Annotated in this window: 19 protein-coding genes and 1 pseudogene; 14 read left to right on the forward strand and 6 right to left on the reverse strand. The window is 64.6% G+C overall.

Annotated features, from left to right (window positions below; translation table 11 throughout):
• Positions 1-20: 20 nt before the first annotated feature.
• The 4 genes from ACNFBT_RS04070 to ACNFBT_RS04085 all read left to right on the forward strand — a co-directional run bounded on the left by ACNFBT_RS04070 (position 21) and on the right by ACNFBT_RS04085 (position 4,880).
• Complete coding sequence (locus ACNFBT_RS04070; RefSeq protein ID WP_416746666.1) at positions 21-1,580, forward strand: FGGY-family carbohydrate kinase; 1,560 nt, start codon at positions 21-23, stop codon at positions 1,578-1,580.
• 81 nt (positions 1,581-1,661) lie between these two features.
• Positions 1,662-2,570: a lipid kinase YegS gene (yegS, locus tag ACNFBT_RS04075; RefSeq protein WP_416746668.1), complete on the forward strand. Its 909-nt coding sequence runs from the start codon at positions 1,662-1,664 to the stop codon at positions 2,568-2,570.
• Between the two features lie 113 nt (positions 2,571-2,683).
• Entirely contained in the window at positions 2,684-3,613 is a 930-nt protein-coding gene (locus ACNFBT_RS04080; RefSeq protein ID WP_416746670.1) for a chemotaxis protein CheV, read from the forward strand.
• Positions 3,614-4,070: 457 nt separating this feature from the next.
• Positions 4,071-4,880: an MOSC domain-containing protein gene (locus tag ACNFBT_RS04085; protein ID WP_416746672.1), complete on the forward strand. Its 810-nt coding sequence runs from the start codon at positions 4,071-4,073 to the stop codon at positions 4,878-4,880.
• 252 nt (positions 4,881-5,132) lie between these two features.
• On the opposite strand, the pseudogene ACNFBT_RS04090 reads toward ACNFBT_RS04085, so the two are convergent.
• A pseudogene (locus ACNFBT_RS04090) lies at positions 5,133-5,513 on the reverse strand (lysozyme inhibitor LprI family protein).
• Positions 5,514-5,574: 61 nt separating this feature from the next.
• Positions 5,575-7,500 carry a transglycosylase SLT domain-containing protein gene (locus ACNFBT_RS04095; RefSeq protein ID WP_416746674.1) on the reverse strand — a complete coding sequence of 642 codons (1,926 nt, stop codon included), beginning with the start codon at positions 7,498-7,500 and terminating at the stop codon, positions 5,575-5,577.
• Positions 7,501-7,684: 184 nt separating this feature from the next.
• On the opposite strand from ACNFBT_RS04095, the gene ACNFBT_RS04100 reads away from it, so the two are divergent.
• On the forward strand, positions 7,685-9,601 hold the full coding sequence (locus tag ACNFBT_RS04100; protein ID WP_416746676.1) for an ATP-binding cassette domain-containing protein: 1,917 nt from the start codon (positions 7,685-7,687) through the stop codon (positions 9,599-9,601).
• 62 nt (positions 9,602-9,663) lie between these two features.
• Positions 9,664-10,344 (forward strand): DUF6901 family protein, encoded by a 681-nt coding sequence (locus ACNFBT_RS04105; protein WP_416746678.1) that lies wholly within the window; start codon positions 9,664-9,666, stop codon positions 10,342-10,344.
• Positions 10,345-10,383: 39 nt separating this feature from the next.
• On the opposite strand, the gene ACNFBT_RS04110 is transcribed toward ACNFBT_RS04105, so the two are convergent.
• Positions 10,384-10,824, reverse strand: a complete 441-nt coding sequence (locus ACNFBT_RS04110) for a universal stress protein (RefSeq protein WP_416746680.1) — start codon at positions 10,822-10,824, stop codon at positions 10,384-10,386.
• Between the two features lie 71 nt (positions 10,825-10,895).
• On the opposite strand from ACNFBT_RS04110, the gene ACNFBT_RS04115 reads away from it, so the two are divergent.
• Positions 10,896-11,330 carry a hypothetical protein gene (locus tag ACNFBT_RS04115; RefSeq protein WP_416746682.1) on the forward strand — a complete coding sequence of 145 codons (435 nt, stop codon included), beginning with the start codon at positions 10,896-10,898 and terminating at the stop codon, positions 11,328-11,330.
• A 5-nt stretch (positions 11,331-11,335) separates the two neighbouring features.
• On the opposite strand, the gene ACNFBT_RS04120 is transcribed toward ACNFBT_RS04115, so the two are convergent.
• Positions 11,336-12,142, reverse strand: a complete 807-nt coding sequence (locus tag ACNFBT_RS04120) for a hypothetical protein (protein WP_416746684.1) — start codon at positions 12,140-12,142, stop codon at positions 11,336-11,338.
• A 509-nt stretch (positions 12,143-12,651) separates the two neighbouring features.
• Here ACNFBT_RS04120 and fadB point away from each other — a divergent pair.
• From fadB to ACNFBT_RS04150, 6 genes are all read left to right on the forward strand, one after another.
• On the forward strand, positions 12,652-14,799 hold the full coding sequence (gene fadB / locus ACNFBT_RS04125; protein ID WP_416746685.1) for a fatty acid oxidation complex subunit alpha FadB: 2,148 nt from the start codon (positions 12,652-12,654) through the stop codon (positions 14,797-14,799).
• Between the two features lie 30 nt (positions 14,800-14,829).
• Entirely contained in the window at positions 14,830-16,005 is a 1,176-nt protein-coding gene (gene fadA / locus ACNFBT_RS04130; protein ID WP_152224575.1) for an acetyl-CoA C-acyltransferase FadA, read from the forward strand.
• A 147-nt stretch (positions 16,006-16,152) separates the two neighbouring features.
• The gene (locus ACNFBT_RS04135; RefSeq protein ID WP_416746687.1) at positions 16,153-16,416 is read left to right on the forward strand and encodes a DUF1653 domain-containing protein; all 264 of its coding nucleotides are present in this window, start codon (positions 16,153-16,155) and stop codon (positions 16,414-16,416) included.
• Positions 16,417-16,508: 92 nt separating this feature from the next.
• Positions 16,509-19,115 carry a type I DNA topoisomerase gene (topA, locus tag ACNFBT_RS04140; protein ID WP_416746689.1) on the forward strand — a complete coding sequence of 869 codons (2,607 nt, stop codon included), beginning with the start codon at positions 16,509-16,511 and terminating at the stop codon, positions 19,113-19,115.
• Between the two features lie 68 nt (positions 19,116-19,183).
• A complete protein-coding gene (locus ACNFBT_RS04145) occupies positions 19,184-19,705 on the forward strand; it encodes a DUF6586 family protein (protein WP_416746691.1) in 522 nt (173 codons plus the stop codon).
• A gap of 113 nt (positions 19,706-19,818) precedes the next feature.
• The gene (locus ACNFBT_RS04150) at positions 19,819-20,058 is read left to right on the forward strand and encodes a hypothetical protein (RefSeq protein WP_207884406.1); all 240 of its coding nucleotides are present in this window, start codon (positions 19,819-19,821) and stop codon (positions 20,056-20,058) included.
• 39 nt (positions 20,059-20,097) lie between these two features.
• On the opposite strand, the gene sulA is transcribed toward ACNFBT_RS04150, so the two are convergent.
• Positions 20,098-20,571, reverse strand: coding sequence for an SOS-induced cell division inhibitor SulA (sulA, locus tag ACNFBT_RS04155; protein ID WP_416746693.1), 474 nt, complete (start codon positions 20,569-20,571; stop codon positions 20,098-20,100).
• Positions 20,572-20,584: 13 nt separating this feature from the next.
• Positions 20,585-21,199, reverse strand: coding sequence for a transcriptional repressor LexA (gene lexA / locus ACNFBT_RS04160; protein ID WP_416746695.1), 615 nt, complete (start codon positions 21,197-21,199; stop codon positions 20,585-20,587).
• 252 nt (positions 21,200-21,451) lie between these two features.
• On the opposite strand from lexA, the gene ACNFBT_RS04165 reads away from it, so the two are divergent.
• On the forward strand, positions 21,452-22,162 hold the full coding sequence (locus tag ACNFBT_RS04165; protein ID WP_416746696.1) for a TetR/AcrR family transcriptional regulator: 711 nt from the start codon (positions 21,452-21,454) through the stop codon (positions 22,160-22,162).
• Positions 22,163-22,176 lie beyond the last annotated feature (14 nt).

Below are 22,176 nucleotides of genomic sequence, written 5' to 3' on the forward strand. Positions count from 1 at the left end.
AGAACAAGAAGGATCGCACCTTGAGCGAACAGAACTACCTGCTGGCCATCGACAACGGCACCCAGAGCGTGCGCGCACTGCTTTTCGACCTGGAGGGCAACCTGGTCGGCAAGGGCAAGGTGGAGCTGGAAGCCTATTTCTCCGACAACCCCGGCTGGGCCGAGCAACACCCGGAGTATTACTGGGAACAGCTGGGCGAGGCCTGTCGGCGCCTGTGGGCCAGCGTCGATATCGACCGCAGCCGCATCCGTGGCGTCTCCCTGACCACCCAGCGCGGCACGGTGATCCATGTCGATGAGGCGGGCCGGGCGCTGCGTCCGGCGATCATCTGGCTGGACCAGCGTCGCGCCGAACTGGGCGATCCGATCAAGGGGCCCTGGGGTTGGCTGTTCAAGCTGGTGGGCGCGCAGGGCGCGGTGGACTATTTCCGCACCCAGGCCGAGGTGAACTGGGTGGCCCAGCGACAGCCGGACATCCAACGGCGCACCCACAAGGTGCTGCTGCTCTCGGGCTTCCTCACCCAGCGCCTGTGCGGCCGCTACGTGGACTCGGTGGCCTCCAGCGTGGCCTACCTGCCGTTCGACTACAAACGCCTGCAGTGGGCCGCGCCGCGCGACTGGAAATGGCAGGCGCTGGAGGTACGCCGCGAACAATTGCCGGACCTGCTCAAGCCCGGCGAGCGGCTGGGCGAGATCACCGCCGAGGCCAGCCGTCACACCGGTATTCCCGAGGGACTGCCGCTGATCGCGGCGGGCGCGGACAAGGCTTGCGAAGTGCTCGGCGCCGGCGCCATCGATCCGCGCATCGCCTGCCTGTCCTATGGCACCACGGCGACCATCAACACCACCCGCTCGCGCTACCTGGAAACCATCCCGCTGATCCCGCCGTACCCGGCGGCGATTCCCGACCACTTCAACACCGAGGTGATGATCTACCGCGGCTTCTGGATGGTCAGCTGGTTCAAGCGCGAGTTCGGTCTGCGCGAGATGCAGCGTGCCGCCGAGCTGGGTGTCGAGCCGGAAAAACTGTTCGACGAACTGGTCAACAGCGTGCCCGCCGGCTCCATGGGCCTGATGCTGCAACCCTACTGGACGCCCGGCATCCGCGAGCCGGGGCTGGAGGCCAAGGGCTCGATCATCGGTTTCGGCGATGTGCACACCCGCGCGCACATCTACCGCGCCATCCTCGAAGGCCTGGCCTACGCGTTGCGCCAGGGCAAGGAGCGCATCGAGAAGCGCTCCGGCACCCGCATCGAGCGCCTGCGCGTAGCGGGCGGCGGCTCCCAGAGCGACGCGGCGATGCAGCTCACCGCCGATATCTTCGGCCTGCCGGCGGAGCGCCCGCATGTCTACGAGGCCTCCGGCCTGGGCGCGGCGATCGATTGCGCGGTGGGGCTCAAGCTCTATCCGGACTTCGCCAGCGCCATCGCCGCCATGACGCGCGTCGGCGATGTCTTCGAGCCGCGTCCGGAGGCGCAGCGCACCTATGAGCGGCTGTACAGCGAGGTCTATCAGCGCATGTACAAGCAACTGAAGCCGCTGTACCAGAGCATCCGCGAGATCACCGGTTATCCGGCCTGAAGCGGGTGGATTAAGGTTGGCGCAAGTCCCGTCCGCTACTCTGGGGGCACAGTCACTGGAGGCATCGGGAGGAGACCGACCATGACGCAACCCAGGGCCATGCTCATCCTGCATGGCAAGCAGGCGACCAACGACGCGGTGCGCGAGGCGGTCAAGGCCACGCGCAGCGCCGGGCGCGTGCTGGACGTGCGGGTGACCTGGGAGGGCGGGGATGCCCGGCGGCTGGTCGAGGAAGCGCTCGCCGCCGGTTATACGACCCTCGTCGCCGGCGGTGGCGATGGCACCGTGCGCGATGTGGCCGAGGCGCTCGCCCAGCGTGGCGGCAAAGCCAGCCTGGCGATCCTGCCGCTGGGCACCGCCAATGACTTCGCCCGCGCCGCGGGAGTGCCGCTGGAGCCGGAGGAGGCGCTGGCGCTGCTGGAGGTTCCGCCGCGCCCGGTGGATATCGGCGAGATGGGCAGTCACCTGTTTCTCAACATGGCCACCGGCGGTTTCGGTTCGAAGGTCACCGCCAATACGCCCGAGGAGCTGAAAAAGCTGCTGGGCGGCGCCGCCTACCTGTTGACCGGCCTGACGCGCTTCTCCGAAGTGCACACCGCGCGGGGGCGCTTCCGTGGCCCGAACTTTCACTGGGAAGGTGAATTTCTCGCCCTGGGCATCGGCAACGGCCGGCAGGCTGGTGGCGGGCATGTGCTGTGCCCGGAGGCACGGGTGGATGACGGCTTGCTGGATGTCAGCATCCTGCCCGCACCGCAGGACATGGTCGATGCGCTGGGCGCCCTGCTCGGCAGCGGTCTGGGTGGCCAGGAGCTGTTCGTCCGCGCCCGCCTGCCGTGGCTGGTGGTGGACGCGGCCGAAGGGCTGGACGTGAACCTCGACGGCGAGCCCCTGGAAGGGCGCCATCTGCGCTTCGCGGTACGACCGGCGGCGCTGTCCATGCACCTGCCGGAGGATTCGCCGCTGCTGGCGAAGGCGCTGCCGATCCGCTGACGCACACTAGTGGCATGCGAAAGAGTCGGGCATGATGGCGCGGAGCCATTATCCTGTATCCGGATGACTGGCCGATAGCTTTACGCACTATCCCTTTCGCACCAGGAGCAGGCATGGCCGGTATTCTCGACAGCGTCGATTCACGCACCCAGCTGGTGGGCCAGAACCGCCTGGAAATCCTGGTCTTCCGCCTGGCCGGGCGGCAGCAGTTCGCGATCAACGTGTTCAAGGTGCAGGAAGTCCTGCAGCTGCCGCGCCTGACCCTGATACCGCAACGTCACGCGATGATCTGCGGGGTGATCAACCTGCGCGGCCAGACGCTGCCGGTGATCGACCTGTCCCGCGCCATCGGCATGCGCGCGCTGGTGCCGGATGCCAGCAGCACCATCATCGTCACCGAGTACAACCGTTCGGTGCAGGCGTTCCTGGTCGGCGGGGTGGAGCGCATCCTCAACCTCAACTGGGAGGCGGTACAGCCGCCGCCCGGTGGCGCCGGACGGCAGCACTACCTGACCGCCATCACCAAGGTGGACGACCGCCTGGTGGAGATCATCGACGTGGAGAAGGTGCTGGCCGAGATCGTGCCGATGAACACTCGCGTTTCCGCCGATCGCCTGGATGACGATCTGCTCGAACGCACCCGTGGCCGTGAGGTGCTGGTGGTGGACGACTCCAGCGTGGCCATTGCGCAACTGCGCGACACACTGGGCCAGCTCGGCCTGCGCCTGCACGTGGCCACCGACGGCCTGCGCGCGCTCCAGCAGCTCAAGCGCTGGGCGGACGAGGGGCAGGACATGGAGGAGAAGCTGCTGATGGTCTTCACCGATGCCGAGATGCCGGAAATGGATGGTTATCGGCTGACCACGGAGATCCGCAACGATCCACGCCTGCGCGACCTCTACGTGGTGCTGCACACCTCGCTGTCGGGCAGCTTCAACGATGCCATGGTGAAGAAGGTCGGTTGCGACGACTTCCTCTCCAAGTTCCAGCCGGACCAGCTGGTGGAAGTGGTTCGCCGGCGTTTACAGAAGGTCCCGGCGTAACAGGGCTTCTTCTTGCGGGAGCGAGGGGAGCGCTCAGCCCTAGCTCGCGGACCTGGTTTACCGCCGGCCCTGCCGGCGCTTCGCGGACAAGGTCCGCTCCTACGGGTCGAGCTGGTCGCGGCTCTCCCTGAAGCAACTGTCTTCTTCTGGACAGCCTGTGCCTGCGCTCCCCCTCACCCCAACCCTCTCCCTCAGGGAGAGGGAGCAGTGCGTGCCGGCTGACGCTAACGTTTCATCCTGCACCGAACGGTCCCCTCTCCCCCTGGGAGAGGGTTAGGGTGAGGGGCTCTTGCAGGAGCGGACCTCGTCCGCGAAATCCATGTCGGATGAGTCCGTTGTCGTGGGCATACTCCCGACCTTGGCGTCCGCGTGGCTATCGCGTCGTCGCCGACGGCATTGCTAGACGCCCGTCCCAACCCGTATAAGGTCGCTTTCGTCGTCTGAAAGGAAGCCTCCGATGTTCACGCTCAGCGAGCTCTACCGCTACCCGGTCAAATCCACCGCCAACGAGCCCTTGCAGTCGATCCGCCTGGACGCGCTCGGTCTGGAGGGCGACCGCCGCTGGATGGTGGTCGAGGCCGCCAATGGCCGCTTCCTGACCCAGCGCCTGCTGCCGCAAATGGGCCGCATCGAGGCGCGCTGGCAGGATGACTTCCAGGCGCTGCGCCTGCGCGCGCCGGGCATGGACGACCTGCTGGTGAACGTGCCGGGCCGCGATGACAACCTGCGTGGCGTGGTTATCTGGCGCGACATGTTGCAGGTGCCGGACGCCGGCGATGCCGCCGCCCAGTGGCTGAGCACCTTCCTCGGCCGTGAAGTGCGCCTGGTGCAGATCCCCGAGCAGCGCGCGCGTCAGGTGGATACCGCCTACGCCGAGCCGGGCGAGCAGGTGCATTTCGCCGATGGGTTCCCGCTGCTGCTGATCGGCCAGGGCTCCCTGGACGATCTTTCCGCGAAGGTCGGTCGCCCGCTGGAGATGCTGCGCTTTCGTCCGAACCTGGTGGTGGCGGGCGCCGAACCCTTCGCCGAGGATGGCTGGAAGCGCATCCGCATCGGCAACGTCACCTTCAAGGTGGCCAAGCCTTGCGCGCGCTGCATTCTCACCACCATCGACCCGCTGACTGGCGAGCGTGACCCGGATCGCCAGCCGCTGGCGACGCTGCTCCAGTACCGCAATGTCGACGGCGAGGCGCTGTTCGGCCAGAACCTGATCGCCCTGAACAGCGGCGAGCTGCGCGTGGGCATGGACGTGGAAGTCCTGGAGTAGGGCGTACAACCGTTCGCGGTTGTACGCCGTTACACCGATGCGGTCGCCAATGCCGGGGTTCAGTCTGGTCAACGGCGCTCAGGCGAATTCCGAGCGGGGAGTGGCCAAGGCCTGGCGGCGTATAACGCGGAGCGTTATACGCCCTACGCACAGGTCAGCCTTGGCGTAGGGCGTACAGCCGTTCGCGGTTGTATGCCGGAAAACCGATGCCATCGCCAACACCATGGTCAAGCGTGGCTGACGGTTCTTGTCTTACAGCTTGGCCTCGATGCAACCGGTGCTCTGGCACTCGCGCTCCCGCTCGCGCAGCACGCCCAGGCGCTCCTGGGTCTTGTCCACCGCGCACTGCAGATTGACGAAGTAGCCGCCGTCGCGCTCATAGCTGCACTGGGCGTCACGGTCCTTGATCTAGGCGAGCTGGCTCTTCTTCAGCGCGGCCTTCTGGCCATCGTTGAGCTGTTTGCGCAGGGTGCCGAATTCCTGGTTCAGCTCGCGGTCGACCTGGGCGTATTCGGTGCTCAGGCAGTAGACGCTGTCGAAGGCGTTGCGCGGCTTCTCGCAGGCCGCCAGGGCCAGGTCGGCGCAAAGCAGGCCAGCGGCCAGGACGGTGACGGACAGTACGGTCTTGCGCATGGGAATTTCCTTTTCCTTGAGGGGATGAAAACCGCCCGGAGGGTGCCGGGCGGGAAGTGGATCAGAGTTCGTCGAAGAAGCGCTCGTGCCAGTCGACGATGGGCTGCGGCGCGTTGAGCTTCTGCCCGTAAATCACCGCATAGGACAGCACGTTCTGCACGTAGGTGCGGGTTTCGTCGAACGGGATGGTTTCCACCCAGACGTCGAAAGCCAGGTGGCGTGCATCCTTCAACCACTGGCGCACGCGCCCCGGGCCTGCGTTGTAGGCGGCAGTGGCCAGCACGCGGTTGCCGTTGAACTGGGCGTGCACCTGGCTGAGGTAGGCGGCGCCCAGCTGGATGTTCACATCCGGCAGGATCAGTTGCTGCGGCGAGGCCAGCGGGATGCCGAATCGCTTCGCGGTTTCCTTGGCGGTGCCCGGCATCAGCTGCATCAGGCCGGTGGCGCCAACGCCCGAGCGCGCATCGGACATGAAGGCGCTTTCCTGGCGGGTGATGGCGAACACCCAGCTGGAATGCAGGCCGCGGTTGCGCGCCTCGCGCACCAGGGTGTTGCGGTGCGCCATGGGGAAGCGGATGTCCAGGTCGTCCCAGTACTTGGCCTGGCTGATGGCGCGGATCGCCGGGAAGTACCACTGCATGTCATAGGCGATCTTCGCCTGGGCCAGCAGCTCGTCGTGGCTCAGGTGGCGGGCGGCGTGGTACCACTCGCGGCGCGCGTTGATGATCTCGCCGCGGGCATAGAACTCCAGGGCGCGGCGGGTACACGGCGCGTTGCGCACGCGCAGCAGGGTGCCGGCGTCGGGCGAGACGGGGCGGTTGTTCAGATGGTAGGGCGCGTTGATCCGGTCGGCGGCGAGGAAACCATAGAAGTCGCGCTCATCCGCCACCGGCCGGTACAGGCTGATGGCCTGCTGGTTCTGCGGCTGCGCCAGTTGCAGCGAGCGCGCTTGCCAGTATTTCCAGCGGCTGGTCCCGGCCAGATCCGGCGGTAGCGCGCGGGTCAGCTCGTAGGCGTCTTCCCAGCGCCCCAGGCGCAGCAGCAGGCGCAGACGCCATTCGCTGACGGTGTTATCGCGCAGCTGCGGGTCGTATTTCTCCATCAGCGGCAGGGCGCGCGGATCGTAGCTGCGCGCCAGGCTCAGACCGATCTCGCGGGCGATGGAGACTTTCTCGTCGCTGGAGAAGGGCAGTACCGAGCTGTAGTAGTCGAGCAGGCCGATGGCCTTCTCCGGGTCCTGCTTGGCCAGGCGGCGCAGGCCCAGGCCGACCACGTCGGCGGTGGCATGGTCGCGGGAGGTGAAGCGAGTAGTCTGGCTCACCTGCGTGGGGTTCTGCGCCACGCTGACCATCAGCGCGCCCTGGTTGCCGAGGGTCGGCAGGCGTTTCGACAGGACGGTGGCCAGGCCATAGTTGCGGGCCTCGGCGGCCAGCTTCAGGCGCTTCCAGACCTTATCCTCGGTGAGCTGGCCGTCGGCCTGCCACATGGCGAAGGTGGTGTCGCAGGCGTCGGGCTGCGGCTTGCCCACCAGCCAGAGCTTCTCGGTGATGGCGTAGCCCTCGGCCTTCGTGCCGTGGCCGAGCTGGTACTGGCCGTAGAGGCAATCCAGCTCGGTGAAATTCATCTTCGGGTCGTAATAGGTGACGAAGGTGCTCCAGTCGCCGCGGTCGGCCAGCTGGCGCATCCAGCGCAGTTTCAGCCAGTTGATCTGCGGCAGGTCGCCGTGCTCGCTGATGAAGCGCTCGATCTCGCTGTTGCTCGCGCTTTTCAGACGGTTGGTCAGCTCGTCGTAGGCCAGGTAGGGTTCCAGCGGATAATCGGCGAGCGCCGACTGGTAGCGGAAGTAGGGGCCGCTGTCATTGCGGGCGAGGGCTTTCTGCGCCTCGTCGTACATCTGGCGCTGCTGGGACAGGGACGCTGCGTTGGCCGTCTGGGCGGACAGGCTGAGGAACAGGCAGGAAAACAGTGTGAAAAGACGACCGCGCATGGCACTTCCGTGATGATGATCGGAGGGCGGCGATGGCTCGCGCCGCTGCCGGTAGCTTAGCCGTTGCGCCGGGGTGGTGAAAGCGCCATCCAAAGCTGCTGAGCGGCAGTCGACGAATACGCGCAACCCTCTGACTTTTCCGCGCTTTCCCGTAAACTGCGCGCCCTGCTTGTGGAGATGCCCCATGACCCTGCTGAAGTTCACCGATGTGTCCCTTGCCTTTGGCACTACGCCTTTATTGGACAAGGTGTCCTGGCAGATCGCCCGGGGTGAGCGGGTCTGCGTCATCGGCCGCAACGGCACCGGCAAGTCGAGCATGCTCAAGCTGGTCAAGGGCGAGCAGAAGCCCGACGACGGCGATATCTGGCGCGCTCCGGCGCTGAAGATCGGTGAACTGCCCCAGGAGCTGCCGCGCGCCGACGACCGTACCGTCTATGACGTGGTCGCCGAAGGCCTGGCCGAAGTCGGCGAGCTGCTGGCGCGCTATCACCACCTGAGCATGCACATCGAGAACGAGGACGACCTGGCCAAGCTGGCCCGCGTCCAGCAGGAGCTGGAGGCGCGCGACGGCTGGCGCCTCGGTCAGCTGGTGGACACCACCCTGAGCCGCCTGCAACTGCCGGCCGACAAGACCCTCGCCGAGCTCTCCGGTGGCTGGCGCCGCCGCGTGCTGCTGGCCCAGGCGCTGGTCGCCGAACCCGACCTGCTGCTGCTGGACGAGCCGACCAACCACCTGGACATCGGCGCCATCGCCTGGCTGGAAAACGCCCTGGCAGACTTCCCCGGCGCCGTACTGTTCATCACCCACGACCGCGCCTTCCTGCAGGCCGTGGCCACCCGCATCCTCGAACTGGACCGCGGTCACCTGATCGACTGGAACGGCGACTACGCCAGCTTCCTGGTGCATAAAGAGCAGGAACTGGCAGCGGAAGAGGCGGCCAACGCGCTGTTCGACAAGCGCCTGGCCCAGGAGGAGGTGTGGATTCGCCAGGGCATCAAGGCCCGTCGTACCCGTAACGAAGGCCGCGTGCGCGCGCTGAAGGCCATGCGCAACGAGCGCGCCGAGCGCCGCGAGCGCCAGGGCAAGGCCAGCTTCCAGCTGGAGACCGCGGAGAAGTCCGGCAAGCAGGTGATCGTCGTCGAGAATGCCGGCTTCGCTCATCCTGGCGGCCCGGCGCTGATCCGTGATTTCTCCCTGGTTCTGCAGCGCGGCGACCGCATCGGCCTGCTGGGCGCCAACGGCACCGGCAAGACCACCCTGCTCAAGCTGCTGCTGGGCGACCTGCAGCCGACTTCCGGCAGCGTCAAGGAAGGCACCCGACTGGAAGTGGCCTATTTCGACCAGTTGCGTCACCAGTTGGAGCCGGAAAAGACCGTCATCGACAACATTTCCGAAGGCCGCGAATTCATCACCATCAACGGGCAGAACCGCCACGTACTCAGCTACCTGGGCGACTTCCTGTTCTCCCCGCAGCGCGCCCGCACTCCGGTGAAGGCGCTTTCGGGAGGCGAACGGGCACGCCTGTTGCTGGCGAAACTGTTCAGCAAGCCGGCCAACCTGCTGGTGCTGGACGAACCGACCAACGACCTGGACGTGGAAACCCTGGAACTGCTGGAAGAAGTGCTGCTGACCTTCGACGGCACCGTGCTGATGGTCAGCCACGACCGGGCCTTCCTGGACAACGTGGTGACCAGCACCCTGGTGTTCGAAGGCGAAGGGCGCGTGCGCGAATTCGTCGGTGGCTACCAGGACTGGCTGCGCCAGGGCGGTTCGCCCAAGTTGCTGGGCGTGGGTGAGGAGAAGGGCGACAAGCCCGCCGCCGAACCCGCCCCCGCGCAGCCGGCAGCAGCGCCCAGCGCACCGGTTGAAGCGGCGGCGCCGAAAAAGAAACTCAGTTACAAGCTGCAGCGCGAGCTGGAAGCCATCCCCGGGCAGATCGACGCCCTGGAGGCAGAACTGGCGGCACTGCAGGAAGAAACCGCGTCGCCGGACTTCTACCAGCGTCCGCAGAGCGAAGCCCAGGCCGCCCTGGCGCGCCTGAGCTCACTGCAGGAAGAGCTGGACCGGCTGATCGAGCGCTGGGCCGAACTGGAAGAGTGATCCGTTCGGTCCGGCGATGTGCCCGTGCGTATCGCTGATCAAAGACTGTTAGGGATGGCCGAATGGCAATCGAGTACCGCATCACCCTGGATGATGAGCACGAGTTCAGCTACCGCATCGAACTGGATCGAGGTTACGACAAGGAGGCCGCCGCCCAGGCTCCACGCTGGACGCGCCTGGATTACAACCAGTGCAGCAACTGCCCGCTGAGCGCGCAGCAGTGCAGCCATTGCCCCGCTGCGGTGGACCTGCACCGGGTGATCGAGGACTTCCGCGGCCTGCCGGCCTTCAAGAAGGCCTCGGTGCAGGTGCGTACGCCCGAGCGTGAGTACATCAAGCACGTGGGCCTGGAAGAGGGCTTGCGCGCGCTGCTCGGGGTGATCATGGCGACCAGCGCCTGCCCGCTGCTGAGCAAGCTCAAGCCCATGGCGCAGCAGCACCTGCCGTTCGCCAGCAACCAGGAGTTCATCCTGCGCGCGGTGTCGCTGTACCTGATGCGGCAGTACTTCAACTTCCGCGAGGGGCGTCATGCGGATTGGGAGCTGAAGGGGTTGGTGAAGCAGTTCCAGCAATTGCAGCTGGTGAACCAGGCGTTCTGGCAACGCATTCACGAAACCTGCGAGAGCGACTCGAACCTGAAGGCTTTCCTCAGCTTCTTCTCCATGGCGTCGAGCATGAGCTATTCGCTGGAGGCGCAGCTGCAGAAGGTACGTCCACTGCTGATGAGCGGCGATATGCTCTGAGGTGGAGCGCGGCGGACCCGATAGGGCCCGCCGCATCGATCAGCTGGTTTTCTGCAGGCGGACGGCGAGTACGTCGCAGGGCGCACCGTGCAACACGTCGTTGGCGGTGGAGCCCAGCAGCAGGGCCAGGCCATGCCGGCCGTGGCTGCCGACGATGATCAGGTCGCAGTCCTGTTCAGCGGCGAGGCGGTGGATTTCCTGGCGCGGCTGGCCATAGACCAGATGGCACTGGGAGCTGGTGATTTCCGAGTAGGTAAGGGTGAACTGGTGCAGGCGCTCCTTGGCCTGGTCGAACTGCTGCTGTTGCAGCATCGACAGGTCCATTGGCACGTCGCCACCGAAGGCCATGGCCATGGGCTCCACGACATGCACCACCGAAAGCCGGGCCTGGGTGCTGCCGACAAGGGCGACGGCTCGTTTCATCACGGGGTCGCACTCTTCGGTAAGGTCGACGGCGACCAGAATGTGTTGGTAGAGCATGAGCGTCTCCTCCGGGGGACTTGTTAGTATCAGTATGGCCTGACAGGCCATGTTTGACCGGTATACCCGATATGACCGTTTGGATGGTGATCCTGCTCATTGCGTTGGTGCTCAGCCCGCTGACCTGGCTGATTCCCTCGCGCGGTCAGCGTGGGCAGATGGACATGCGCCTGCAGGCGCGGCGCCTGGGGCTGGCCATGCAGATCGCGCGCCAGGAGTGGCCGCACTGGATGGAGCGGCAGCCGCCGCGTCAGTGCGCGCAGTACCACCGCGCCCGTGGCAGGAATCGGGATGTCTGGTGCTACTGGCAGAGCGAGCCGGGCGTGTGGCTGGACCGCTGGCGCGAGGCGAGCGCCCAGGGCGAGCTGGCCGAGGCCCTGGCCGGCCTGCCGAAGGATGTCTACATGGTCGAGGCGACGCCCCAGTTCCTGGCGCTGTACTGGGGCGAGCGGGGCGGCAGCGACGACCTGCAACGGGTCGCCGATTTCCTCAAGCAGCATGCCTGACGCGATCAGCTCTGCTGCGCGGCGTAGAGGCTGGAGACGGCTTCCAGGTCTTCGATGATGCGGTCGGAATACTTGTTGATCAGGAACGGCACGCTGTTCTGGTTGTAGTTCTGCAACGACTTCTCGATGTAGTGCCACTTGATCGCCACTGAGCGCAGCGCCTTGCCGATCTCCGGCGTGGTCTGCGGCGCCTGCTGCAGCTTCACCAGGTTGATCGCGAAGCGGTTGGCCAGGTCATCCAGCGGACGCTCTTCGCCGCCGCCGAAGAAGCTCGCGCCGACCGAAGCGTTGCGCGAGGCATAGTCCACCGCGATGTCCTGCATCAGCAGGCTCTGCTCGCGGGTCTGCTGGGTCAGCGGCGGGACCTTGCTGCCGCTTTCTTCCTGAATCCGGGCGTAGAGCTGGTCGGCGGTCTCCAGCAGCTTGCGGTTCTGCGTGGCGAGGTCGGACACCGGCTGCAGGTCGGTATATCCGCTCTTGTCCAGTGCCCCGGTCAGTGTCCGCAGTTGGGCCGCATAGCCTTTCCACTGATCCTGCAGTTGGGCCTTGAGTTTCGTGGATTCGTTGCCGGGCATCGTTCCCAGCTTGCCCAGCGCCTCGCCCGCATTCTGCGACGAGGCCTCGACCAGCCTGGAGTACTTCTGGTCGCCTTCCATCGCATTGAACATGAAGAAATCACCGAGGCTGCGCTGGGCGGCCAGGCGCATCTGGTGGAGGCTGAGCAAGTCGCTGGCGGCATCGGCCGCGGCGAAGAGGGGAAGGGTGGTGAGCACGAGCGCAGACAACAGACGTACAAGCGAACGGCTTGTCATCGTTCCATCTCCTTGGAGCCATGGGCTTCTTGTTGTTGTGTTCCACAGGTTCCAGGCGGTCCGGCTGCGCGGCGGGCGGAGTCCTTCCTTCCGACAGCAGCAGGCAGATCGCCATTGCTGTCGGACTCTAACGTGCGCTCCTGCGTTTGAACAGTTGTATACCGGTTTTTCCGGCACGCAGGTGCCAGATGCAAATTGTCACGATAGGCGTGGTGAATAGAGGAGGGTGAGCTTGCTGAATGCTCCGGCCCAGACGTCCCGGCCGCTTCGCGACTGTTGCGTCTCGCCGATTGACAAGCAACGGCTTTTCCTAGAAGGTGGGCGCACCCAAATCAAACGGGCGTATGAATCGAGCGTTTGCCATGTGCGAAGACTCGGACAGAACGCCCCGGCTATCGCGTCGGCGGGTGTGCCGCCAGCTTTGGGACTATCCTCGGCGACTGCCGGGCGGTCTCGATACACGGCGTCCGACGTGTGATTTCAAGCTTCCCTAGCGTGGAGATCAGTTGATGATTTACCAAGGTAAAGCCATCACGGTTAAGGCTCTTGAGAGCGGCATCGTCGAGCTGAATTTCGACCTCAAGGGCGAGTCCGTCAACAAGTTCAACCGACTCACCCTGAATGAACTGCGCCAAGCAGTCGATACCATCAAGGCCGATGCGTCCGTCAAGGGCGTGATCGTGACCAGCGGCAAGGCGGTGTTCATCGTCGGTGCCGACATCACCGAGTTCGTCGACAACTTCAAGCTGCCCGACGAAGAGCTGCTGGCCGGCAACCTCGAAGCCAACAAGATCTTCAGCGACTTCGAAGAGCTGAACGTTCCGACCGTAGCCGCGATCAACGGCATCGCCCTGGGCGGCGGTCTGGAAATGTGCCTGGCGGCCGACTTCCGTGTCATGAGCGCCACCGCCAAGGTCGGCCTGCCGGAAGTGAAGCTGGGCATCTACCCGGGCTTCGGCGGCACCGTTCGCCTGCCGCGCATCATCGGCTGCGACAACGCGGTCGAGTGGATCGCCTCGGGCAAGGAAAACAAGGCGGAAGACGCGCTGAAAGTCGGCGCCGTCGACGCCGTTGTGGCTCCTGAGCAGCTGCAAGCCGCCGCCCTGGACCTGGTCAAGCGCGCCATCGCCGGCGAGCTGGATCACAAGGCCCGCCGTCAGCCGAAGCTGGAAAAGCTCAAGCTGAACGCCATCGAGCAGATGATGGCCTTCGAAACCGCCAAGGGCTTTGTCGCGGGCCAAGCCGGCCCGAACTACCCGGCCCCGGTCGAAGCCATCAAGTCGATCCAGAAGGCCGCCAACTTCGGCCGTGACAAGGCGCTGGAAATCGAAGCCCAGGGCTTCGTGAAACTGGCCAAGACCTCGGTCGCGCAAAGCCTGATCGGCCTGTTCCTCAACGACCAGGACCTGAAGAAGAAGGCCAAGCAGTACGACGAGATCGCCAAGGACGTGAAACTGGCTGCCGTACTGGGCGCCGGCATCATGGGTGGCGGCATCGCCTACCAGTCCGCTTCCAAGGGCACTCCGATCCTGATGAAGGATATCCGCGAAGAGGGTATCCAGATGGGTCTGAACGAAGCCTCGAAGCTGCTGGGCAAGCGCGTCGAAAAAGGCCGCATGACCCCGGCCAAGATGGCCGAGGCCCTGAACGCCATTCGCCCGACCATGTCCTACGGCGATTTCGGCAACGTCGACATCGTCGTCGAAGCCGTGGTCGAGAATCCGAAGGTCAAGCAGATCGTTCTGGCTGAAGTTGAAGGCGTGGTGAAGGAAGATGCGGTTCTCGCGTCCAACACTTCCACCATCTCCATCAACCTGCTGGCCAAGGCGCTGAAGCGTCCGGAAAACTTCGTCGGCATGCACTTCTTCAACCCGGTGCATATGATGCCTCTGGTTGAGGTTATTCGCGGCGAGAAGTCCAGCGACGTTGCCGTCGCCACCACCGTGGCCTACGCCAAGAAGATGGGCAAGAACCCCATCGTGGTGAATGACTGCCCCGGCTTCCTGGTCAACCGCGTACTGTTCCCGTACTTCGGCGGCTTCTCCAAGCTGCTGGGCTTCGGCGTGGACTTCGTGCGCATCGACAAGATCATGGAGAAGTTCGGCTGGCCCATGGGCCCGGCCTACCTGTCCGACGTGGTCGGCATCGACACCGGCCACCACGGCCGCGACGTGATGGCTGAGGGCTTCCCGGACCGCATGGCCGTGGAAGGCAAGACCGCCGTCGACGTGATGTACGAAGCCAACCGCCTTGGCCAGAAGAACGGCAAGGGCTTCTACGCCTACGAGACCGACAAGCGCGGCAAGCCGAAGAAAGTCTCCGACCCGCAGGCTTATGAGCTGCTGAAGTCCATCGTCGTCGAAGAGCGCGAGCTGACCGACGAGGACATCATCAACTACATGATGATCCCGCTGTGCCTGGAAACCGTGCGTTGCCTGGAAGACGGCATCGTCGAATCCGCTGCCGAGGCCGACATGGGCCTGATCTACGGCATTGGCTTCCCTCCCTTCCGTGGCGGTGCCCTGCGTTACATCGACTCCATCGGTGTGGCCGAATTCGTCGCCCTGGCCGACAAGTACGCCGATCTGGGTGCGCTGTACCACCCGACCGCGAAGCTGCGTGAAATGGCCAAGAACGGCCAGAAGTTCTTCGGTTGAGTGCGCAACGAATAGAGCGAGAGTGAATTTATGAGCCTGAATCCGAGAGACGCCGTCATTGTCGACTTCGGCCGCACCCCGATGGGCCGTTCGAAGGGTGGCATGCACCGCAACACCCGTGCGGAGAACATGTCCGCGCACCTGATCAGCAAGCTTCTGGAACGCAACCCGAAGATCGACCCGGCGGAAGTCGAGGACGTGATCTGGGGCTGTGTGAACCAGACCCTGGAGCAAGGCTGGAACATCGCGCGCATGGCGTCGCTGATGACCCAGATCCCGCACACCAGCGCCGGCCAGACCGTCAGCCGCCTGTGCGGCTCGTCCATGAGCGCCCTGCACACCGCCGTGCAGGCGATCCAGACCGGCAACGGTGACGTCTTCGTCATCGGCGGCGTGGAGCACATGGGCCACGTCGGCATGATGCACGGCGTCGATCCGAACCCGCACATGTCCCTCTACGCTGCCAAGGCGTCGGGCATGATGGGCCTGACCGCCGAGATGCTGGGCAAGATGCACGGCATCACCCGCGAGGCGCAGGACAAGTTCGGCGTGCGTTCGCACCAGCTGGCCTGGAAAGCGACCCAGGAAGGCAAGTTCAAAGACGAAATCATCCCGATGGAAGGCTACGACGAGAACGGCTTCCTGAAGGTCTTCGACTTCGACGAAACCATCCGTCCGGAAACCACCCTGGAAAGCCTGGCTGCCCTCAAGCCTGCGTTCAACCCCAAGGGCGGCACCGTGACCGCGGGTACTTCCTCGCAGATCACCGACGGCGCTTCCTGCATGATCGTCATGAGCGCCCAGCGCGCCCAGGACCTCGGCGTGCAGCCGATGGCCGTGGTTCGCGCCATGGCCGTTGCGGGCGTTGATCCGGCGATCATGGGCTACGGCCCGGTTCCGTCGACCAACAAGGCGCTCAAGCGCGCCGGCCTGACCATCAACGACATCGACTTCGTCGAGCTCAACGAAGCCTTCGCCGCACAGGCCCTGCCGGTGCTGAAGGACCTCAAGCTCCTCGACAAGATGGAAGAGAAGGTCAACCTGCACGGCGGCGCCATCGCCCTGGGTCACCCGTTCGGCTGCTCCGGTGCGCGTATCTCCGGCACCCTGCTGAACGTGATGAAGCAGAACGGCGGTACCCTGGGCGTGTCCACCATGTGCGTGGGCCTCGGCCAGGGCATCACCACCGTCTTCGAACGCATCTGACGATCCCGTCTAAGCTGTCGAAGATGGACGAGCCGGGGCCCTGTGCCCCGGCTTTCGTTTTTCAGCCCTGCTCGGTGGGAGTTGCCGGGGACGAGGGCAACATGGACAATCGCGGCCTTTTTTCTGCCAGCCGCAAGAGGACGACCCATGCAACTGCAGACCGGACTGTATCGACACTACAAGGGCCAGCAGTACCGTGTGCTGGGCGTGGCACGGCATTCCGAGACCGAGGAAACGCTGGTGATCTACCAGGCGTTGTACGGTGAATTCGGCCTCTGGGTGCGTCCGCTGAGCATGTTCACCGAGGCGGTGGAAGTGAACGGAGAGCGGGTTCCGCGCTTCGCCCTGGTCAGCGCGGAAAACGATCCGCTGGGTCTTCAGGGCGGCCTGTCCAGCGAAACCCAAGCTTGACCTCGGCGTGACCGCCACTATATATAGCGGTGCCGCTCCAAGCGCCTCCCTCCTTATTAATTCATCTTTTCGACGCAGGAATCTTCCGATCCATGGGTAAATCGCTGGTCATCGTGGAATCACCGGCCAAGGCCAAGACCATCAACAAGTACCTGGGCAACCAGTACGTGGTGAAGTCGAGCATCGGCCACATCCGCGACCTGCCCACCAGCGGCTCTTCCGCTTCGAAGGAGCCTGCGGCCAAAGGGCGCAAGACCGCTGCCGAGGCACCGGCCCTGTCGCCGAAGGAGAAGGCCAAGCGCCAGCTCTTCACCCGCATGGGCGTCGACCCGGAGCACGGCTGGAAGGCCAAGTACGAGATCCTGCCCGGCAAGGAAAAGGTGATCGACGAACTGCGCCGCCTGGCCAAGGATGCCGACACCATCTATCTCGCAACCGACTTGGACCGCGAAGGGGAGGCCATTGCCTGGCACCTGCGCGAGGCCATCGGCGGCGATGACTCGCGCTACAAGCGCGTGGTCTTCAACGAAATCACCAAGAAGGCCATCCAGGAGGCCTTCTCCCAGCCCGGCGAGCTGGACATCAACCGTGTGAATGCCCAGCAGGCGCGCCGCTTCCTCGACCGCGTGGTGGGCTACATGGTCTCGCCGCTGCTGTGGGCCAAGATCGCCCGTGGCCTGTCCGCCGGCCGCGTACAGTCGGTGGCGGTGAAGCTGGTGGTGGAGCGCGAGCGTGAAATCCGCGCCTTCGTCCCGGAAGAATACTGGGAAGTGCATGCCGACCTCGGCACGCCGAAGAACGACAAGGTCCGCTTCGAAGTGGTGCGTGAGAAGGGCGAAGCCTTCAAGCCGCTGAATGAAGCCCAGGCCATGGCCGCTCTTGAGAAGCTCAAGGCGTCCACCTACAGCGTCGCCAAGCGCGAGGACAAGCCGACCTCCAGCAAGCCCTCGGCCCCGTTCATCACTTCCACCCTGCAGCAGGCCGCGAGCAACCGCCTGGGCTTCGGGGTGAAGAAGACCATGATGATGGCCCAGCGTCTCTACGAGGCGGGCTACATCACCTATATGCGTACCGACTCGACCAACCTGTCGGCCGACGCCATCGACATGGTGCGTGGCTTCATCGACAGCGAGTTCGGCAAGAAATACCTGCCGGCCAAGCCCAACTTCTACTCCAGCAAGGAAGGCGCCCAGGAAGCGCACGAAGCGATTCGTCCGTCCGACGTCAACCTGCGTCCGACCCAGCTGTCGGGCATGGAGCGCGACGCCGAGCGCCTGTACGATCTGATCTGGCGCCAGTTCGTGGCCTGCCAGATGCCGCCGGCCGAATACCTGTCCACCACCGTCAGCGTCGCCGCCGGTGACTTCGAGCTGCGCGCCAAGGGCCGCATCCTCAAGTTCGACGGCTACACCAAGGTGCTGCCGCAGCAGAGCAAACCGGGCGAGGACGACGTCCTGCCGGAGATGAACCAGGGCGAAACCATGAAGCTGCTCAAGCTCGATCCGAGCCAGCACTTCACCAAGCCGCCGGCGCGCTTCTCCGAAGCCAGTCTGGTCAAGGAACTGGAAAAGCGTGGCATCGGCCGGCCGTCCACCTACGCGGCGATCATCTCCACCATCCAGGAGCGTGGCTACGTCACCACCCACAACCGCCGTTTCTATGCGGAAAAGATGGGCGACATCGTCACCGACCGCCTCAACGAGAGCTTCTCCAACCTGATGGACTACGGCTTCACCGCCGGCATGGAAGAGCACCTCGATGACGTGGCCCAGGGCGAGCGCGACTGGAAGCACCTGCTGGACGAGTTCTACGGCGACTTCCGCAAGAAGCTCGACCTGGCCGAAGCCGCCAATGACGGCATGCGCGCCAACCAGCCGACCCTGACCGACATCCCCTGCCGCGAATGCGGCCGGCCGATGATGATCCGTACTGCCTCCACTGGCGTGTTCCTCGGTTGCTCGGGCTACAGCCTGCCGCCGAAAGAGCGCTGCAAGGCCACGGTCAATCTGATTCCGGGTGATGAAATCGCCGCGGATGACGAAGGTGAATCCGAATCCCGCGTGCTGCGTGGCAAGCACCGCTGCCCTATCTGCAGCACGGCGATGGACGCCTACCTGGTCGACGAGAAACGCAAGCTGCACATCTGTGGCAACAACCCGGACTGCGCCGGCTACGAGATCGAGGAAGGCCAGTACCGCATCAAGGGCTACGAAGGTCCGAGCCTGGAGTGCGACAAGTGCGGCAGCGAGATGCAGCTCAAGACCGGCCGCTTCGGCAAGTTCTTCGGTTGCACCAATGCGACCTGCAAGAACACCCGCAAGCTACTCAAGAACGGCGAGCCCGCGCCGCCGAAGATGGACGCCATCCGCATGCCGGAGCTCAAGTGCGAGAAGGTGGACGACGTCTACGTACTGCGTGACGGCGCGTCCGGCCTGTTCCTGGCTGCCAGCCAGTTCCCGAAGAACCGCGAGACCCGTGCTCCGCTGGTCAGCGAGCTGGTGCCGCACAAGGAAGAGCTGGATCCGAAGTACCACTTCCTGCTCGCCGCTCCGGCGAAAGACCCGGATGGCCGCCCGGCGGTGATCCGCTTCAGCCGCAAGACCAAGGAGCAGTACGTGCAGTCCGAGGTCGAAGGCAAGCCCACCGGTTGGCGCGCCTTCTTCGACGGTGGCAAGTGGAAGGTCGAAGACAAGCGCTGATGGAAGGCGCGCCCCGCTGAGGTGGGGCGCGCTTATACTGCCGACGTGGATTGCGAGAGGGCTTGGCCATGGCGCACGAACTCTATACCCGTACCAACCAGAAGCTGTTCTTCGCCGGTCTCGCCCTGGAAGCCTGGCGTGCTGCTGAGTCGGCGCGCGCGATGAACGCCCAGGCGCGAATTCAGGCCGAGCGCGAAGCGGCGCTGTTCCACCTTTACGGCGCGGTGCTTGGCGTGGCCCATGAGATCGCCGGATACTACCGCCTGCCCCAGGCCGGTGCGCCGCGTGTCGACCTGCTGCTGAACGCCGAAGTGCTGGCCGCCGCCCCGAGCCCTGAACTGGCGGAAATGGTCGAGCTGGCGCAATCGCCGGAAGCCTGGCTGGGGCGGCTGCTGGCTGCCTACGCCGCATTGTTCCAGCCGCCCAGCGAGCCGAAGAAGGCCAAGGTTGACCCGACCCAGCCGCTGATCCAGGCGGTGAATGTCGACGAAGAGGTGCCGGCCGAGCTGAGCAACGAAGAGCTCGAAGCCTGGCGCAAGTCCCTGAAGGAGCTGGTGCTGCGCTTCCGTGCATCGCTGACCGAGCTCTGATTGGTGCTCTGATACGCAGAGCTGCGACCATCCGGTCGGTTGGTGAAAGGTTGCGCTAGGGTGTAGCGGATGTGACTGTTACACTACCGGTTCTGCTGTGGAGAACCTTCGCTATGCCAACCTCATTTCTGGAAATCGTAGAACTGCCTGACGGGCGTATCGTGCTGCGTCGCGCGGACGATGAGGAGTCGCTGGTGACCCTGGAGTTCTCCGCTGACGCCAAAGGCTTCCTGCAGGGCCAGCACATCGAAATCGCCAAGGCGATGTTCAATGTCGGTGTGCAGATGGCCGGTCGTCTCGCCGAAGGTGGTGACATGGGCATGGACGACGAAGGTCCGCGCGTCCTGCACTGAGTTTTGCCGCTTCGCCGCGCTCGCGGCGAAGCTTCTGCTTCAGCCCAGACGAATATTCAGACTCTGCGCCTGACCGGTAACAGCGGCACGGGATAGCTGCGCGCGCGCCTTGGCGTTGAGATTCAACCAGCTCACTACCGTATGACTGTTGCCCAGGCGCAGCGCCTCGCAGGCCAAGGCTTGGGCGGCGGCCTGGTCGCGTGCCGGCAGCAGCAGGATGCGTTCGCGGTTCAGGCCGGCCTTGCGCAGCCAGTCCGGGGTCAGGCTGGTGGGCGGGGCGATCAACGTCAGCCAGCGCGAGTCGCTTTCCTCGCTCAGCTCGCGGAGCATCGGCGCCAGCAGTGTCAGGCACTGGCCGGGGAGGCCGCGCAGGGCGATCTCGCTGAAGGCGCTTTCGTCGTCGGCAGGTTCGTCTTCCATCAGCTCCGGAAGCAAAGGAGCAGTACCGCTCGCCCAGAGTGCTTCCTGGAACAGCGGGAGTTGCGGCAGGTTCAGCGGCTGCGGGTACTGCATGGATGTCTCCTGTTCAGCGACGGATTACACCGACGCTCAAGCCTTCGATGATCAGTTCCTGTTCCTTGAGGTCGACCTCGATGGGGGCGAACTCGGGGTTCTCGGCGATCAGCCAGACCTTGCTGCCTTCGCGCTTGAAGCGCTTCACGGTCACTTCCTCGCCGAGGCGGGCGACCACTATCTGGCCATTGCGCGCTTCGCGGGTGATGTGCACGGCGAGCAGGTCGCCATCGAGAATGCCGACGTCCTTCATGCTCTGCCCGCGCACGCGCAGCAGGTAGTCCGCCGGCGGGTTGAAGAAGGTGGGGTTGATGCGGCAGGTGTCGTCGACGTTCTGCTCGGCAAGGATCGGCGCACCGGCGGCGACGCGGCCGATGATCGGCAGTTCGTCCTCGTTGGTGGCGGCCTTGGGTTCGAAGCCGGGGATGCGGATGCCACGGGAAGCGCCCGGAGTCATCTCGATGGCGCCTTTTCGGGCGAGGGCCTTGAGATGTTCCTCGGCGGCGTTGGGCGATTTGAAGCCGAGTTCCTGGGCGATTTCCGCGCGGGTGGGCGGATAGCCGTTGTCTTCCAGGCAGCGTTTGATGAAGGCGAGGATCTCGGCTTGGCGCGGCGTCAGCTTCAGCATGTCCATACTCTGGCTTTTTATACAGTGACTGGAATTATATACAGTGAAGGCGCTCTGGCAATGCCTAATTTCGTGCGGCTGTCGGTGCGGTGCCTGGGGATGTAACCTGTGCAGGCTGGCAAGCGTCTTGCTGTAATCGAAGTCACCTTGTCGCTTTGACCATGTTTTTGTTAACAATTGGTCGCGCTTTGCTTGACAATGCGAGAGGCTGAAACGTATGTTTCAAACAAGTGTTTGTCAGGCGGAGTAGCCATGGCCCAGTCGGAAACCGTCGAACGCATCCTGGATGCTGCGGAACAGCTGTTCGCGGAGAAAGGCTTCGCTGAGACCTCTTTGCGTCTGATCACCAGCAAGGCGGGGGTGAATCTCGCGGCGGTGAACTATCACTTCGGCTCGAAGAAGGCGCTGATCCAGGCGGTCTTCTCGCGCTTCCTCGGACCGTTCTGCATCAGTCTCGAAAAGGAACTGGACCGTCGCCAGGCCAAGCCTGACGCGCCGCGCGCCACCCTGGAAGAGCTGCTCGAGCTGCTGGTCGTCCAGGCCATGGCGGTGAAACCGCGCAGTGGCAACGACCTGTCCATCTTCATGCGTCTGCTGGGCCTCGCCTTCAGCCAGAGCCAGGGCCATCTGCGCAAGTATCTCGAAGAAGTCTACGGCAAGGTGTTCCGTCGCTACATGCTGCTGGTGCACGAAGCCGCGCCGCGTCTGCCGCCGCTGGAGCTGTTCTGGCGCGTGCACTTCATGCTGGGTACCGCGGTGTTCAGCATGTCCGGCATCAAGGCGCTGCGCGCCATGGCCGAGAACGACTTCGGCGTGAACACCTCCATCGAGCAGGTGATGCGCCTGATGGTGCCGTTCCTTGCCGCCGGGATGCGCGCCGACAGCGGCGTCAGCGATCCTTCGCTTGCCGGTGCGCAGCTCAAGCCGCGCAGCAAGTCGAGCGCCGCGCCGGCCAAAGTCTGAAAGACGCCCGGCGG

The sequence above is a fragment of the Pseudomonas sp. NY15181 genome, from assembly GCF_048068055.1.
Taxonomy (GTDB): domain Bacteria; phylum Pseudomonadota; class Gammaproteobacteria; order Pseudomonadales; family Pseudomonadaceae; genus Pseudomonas.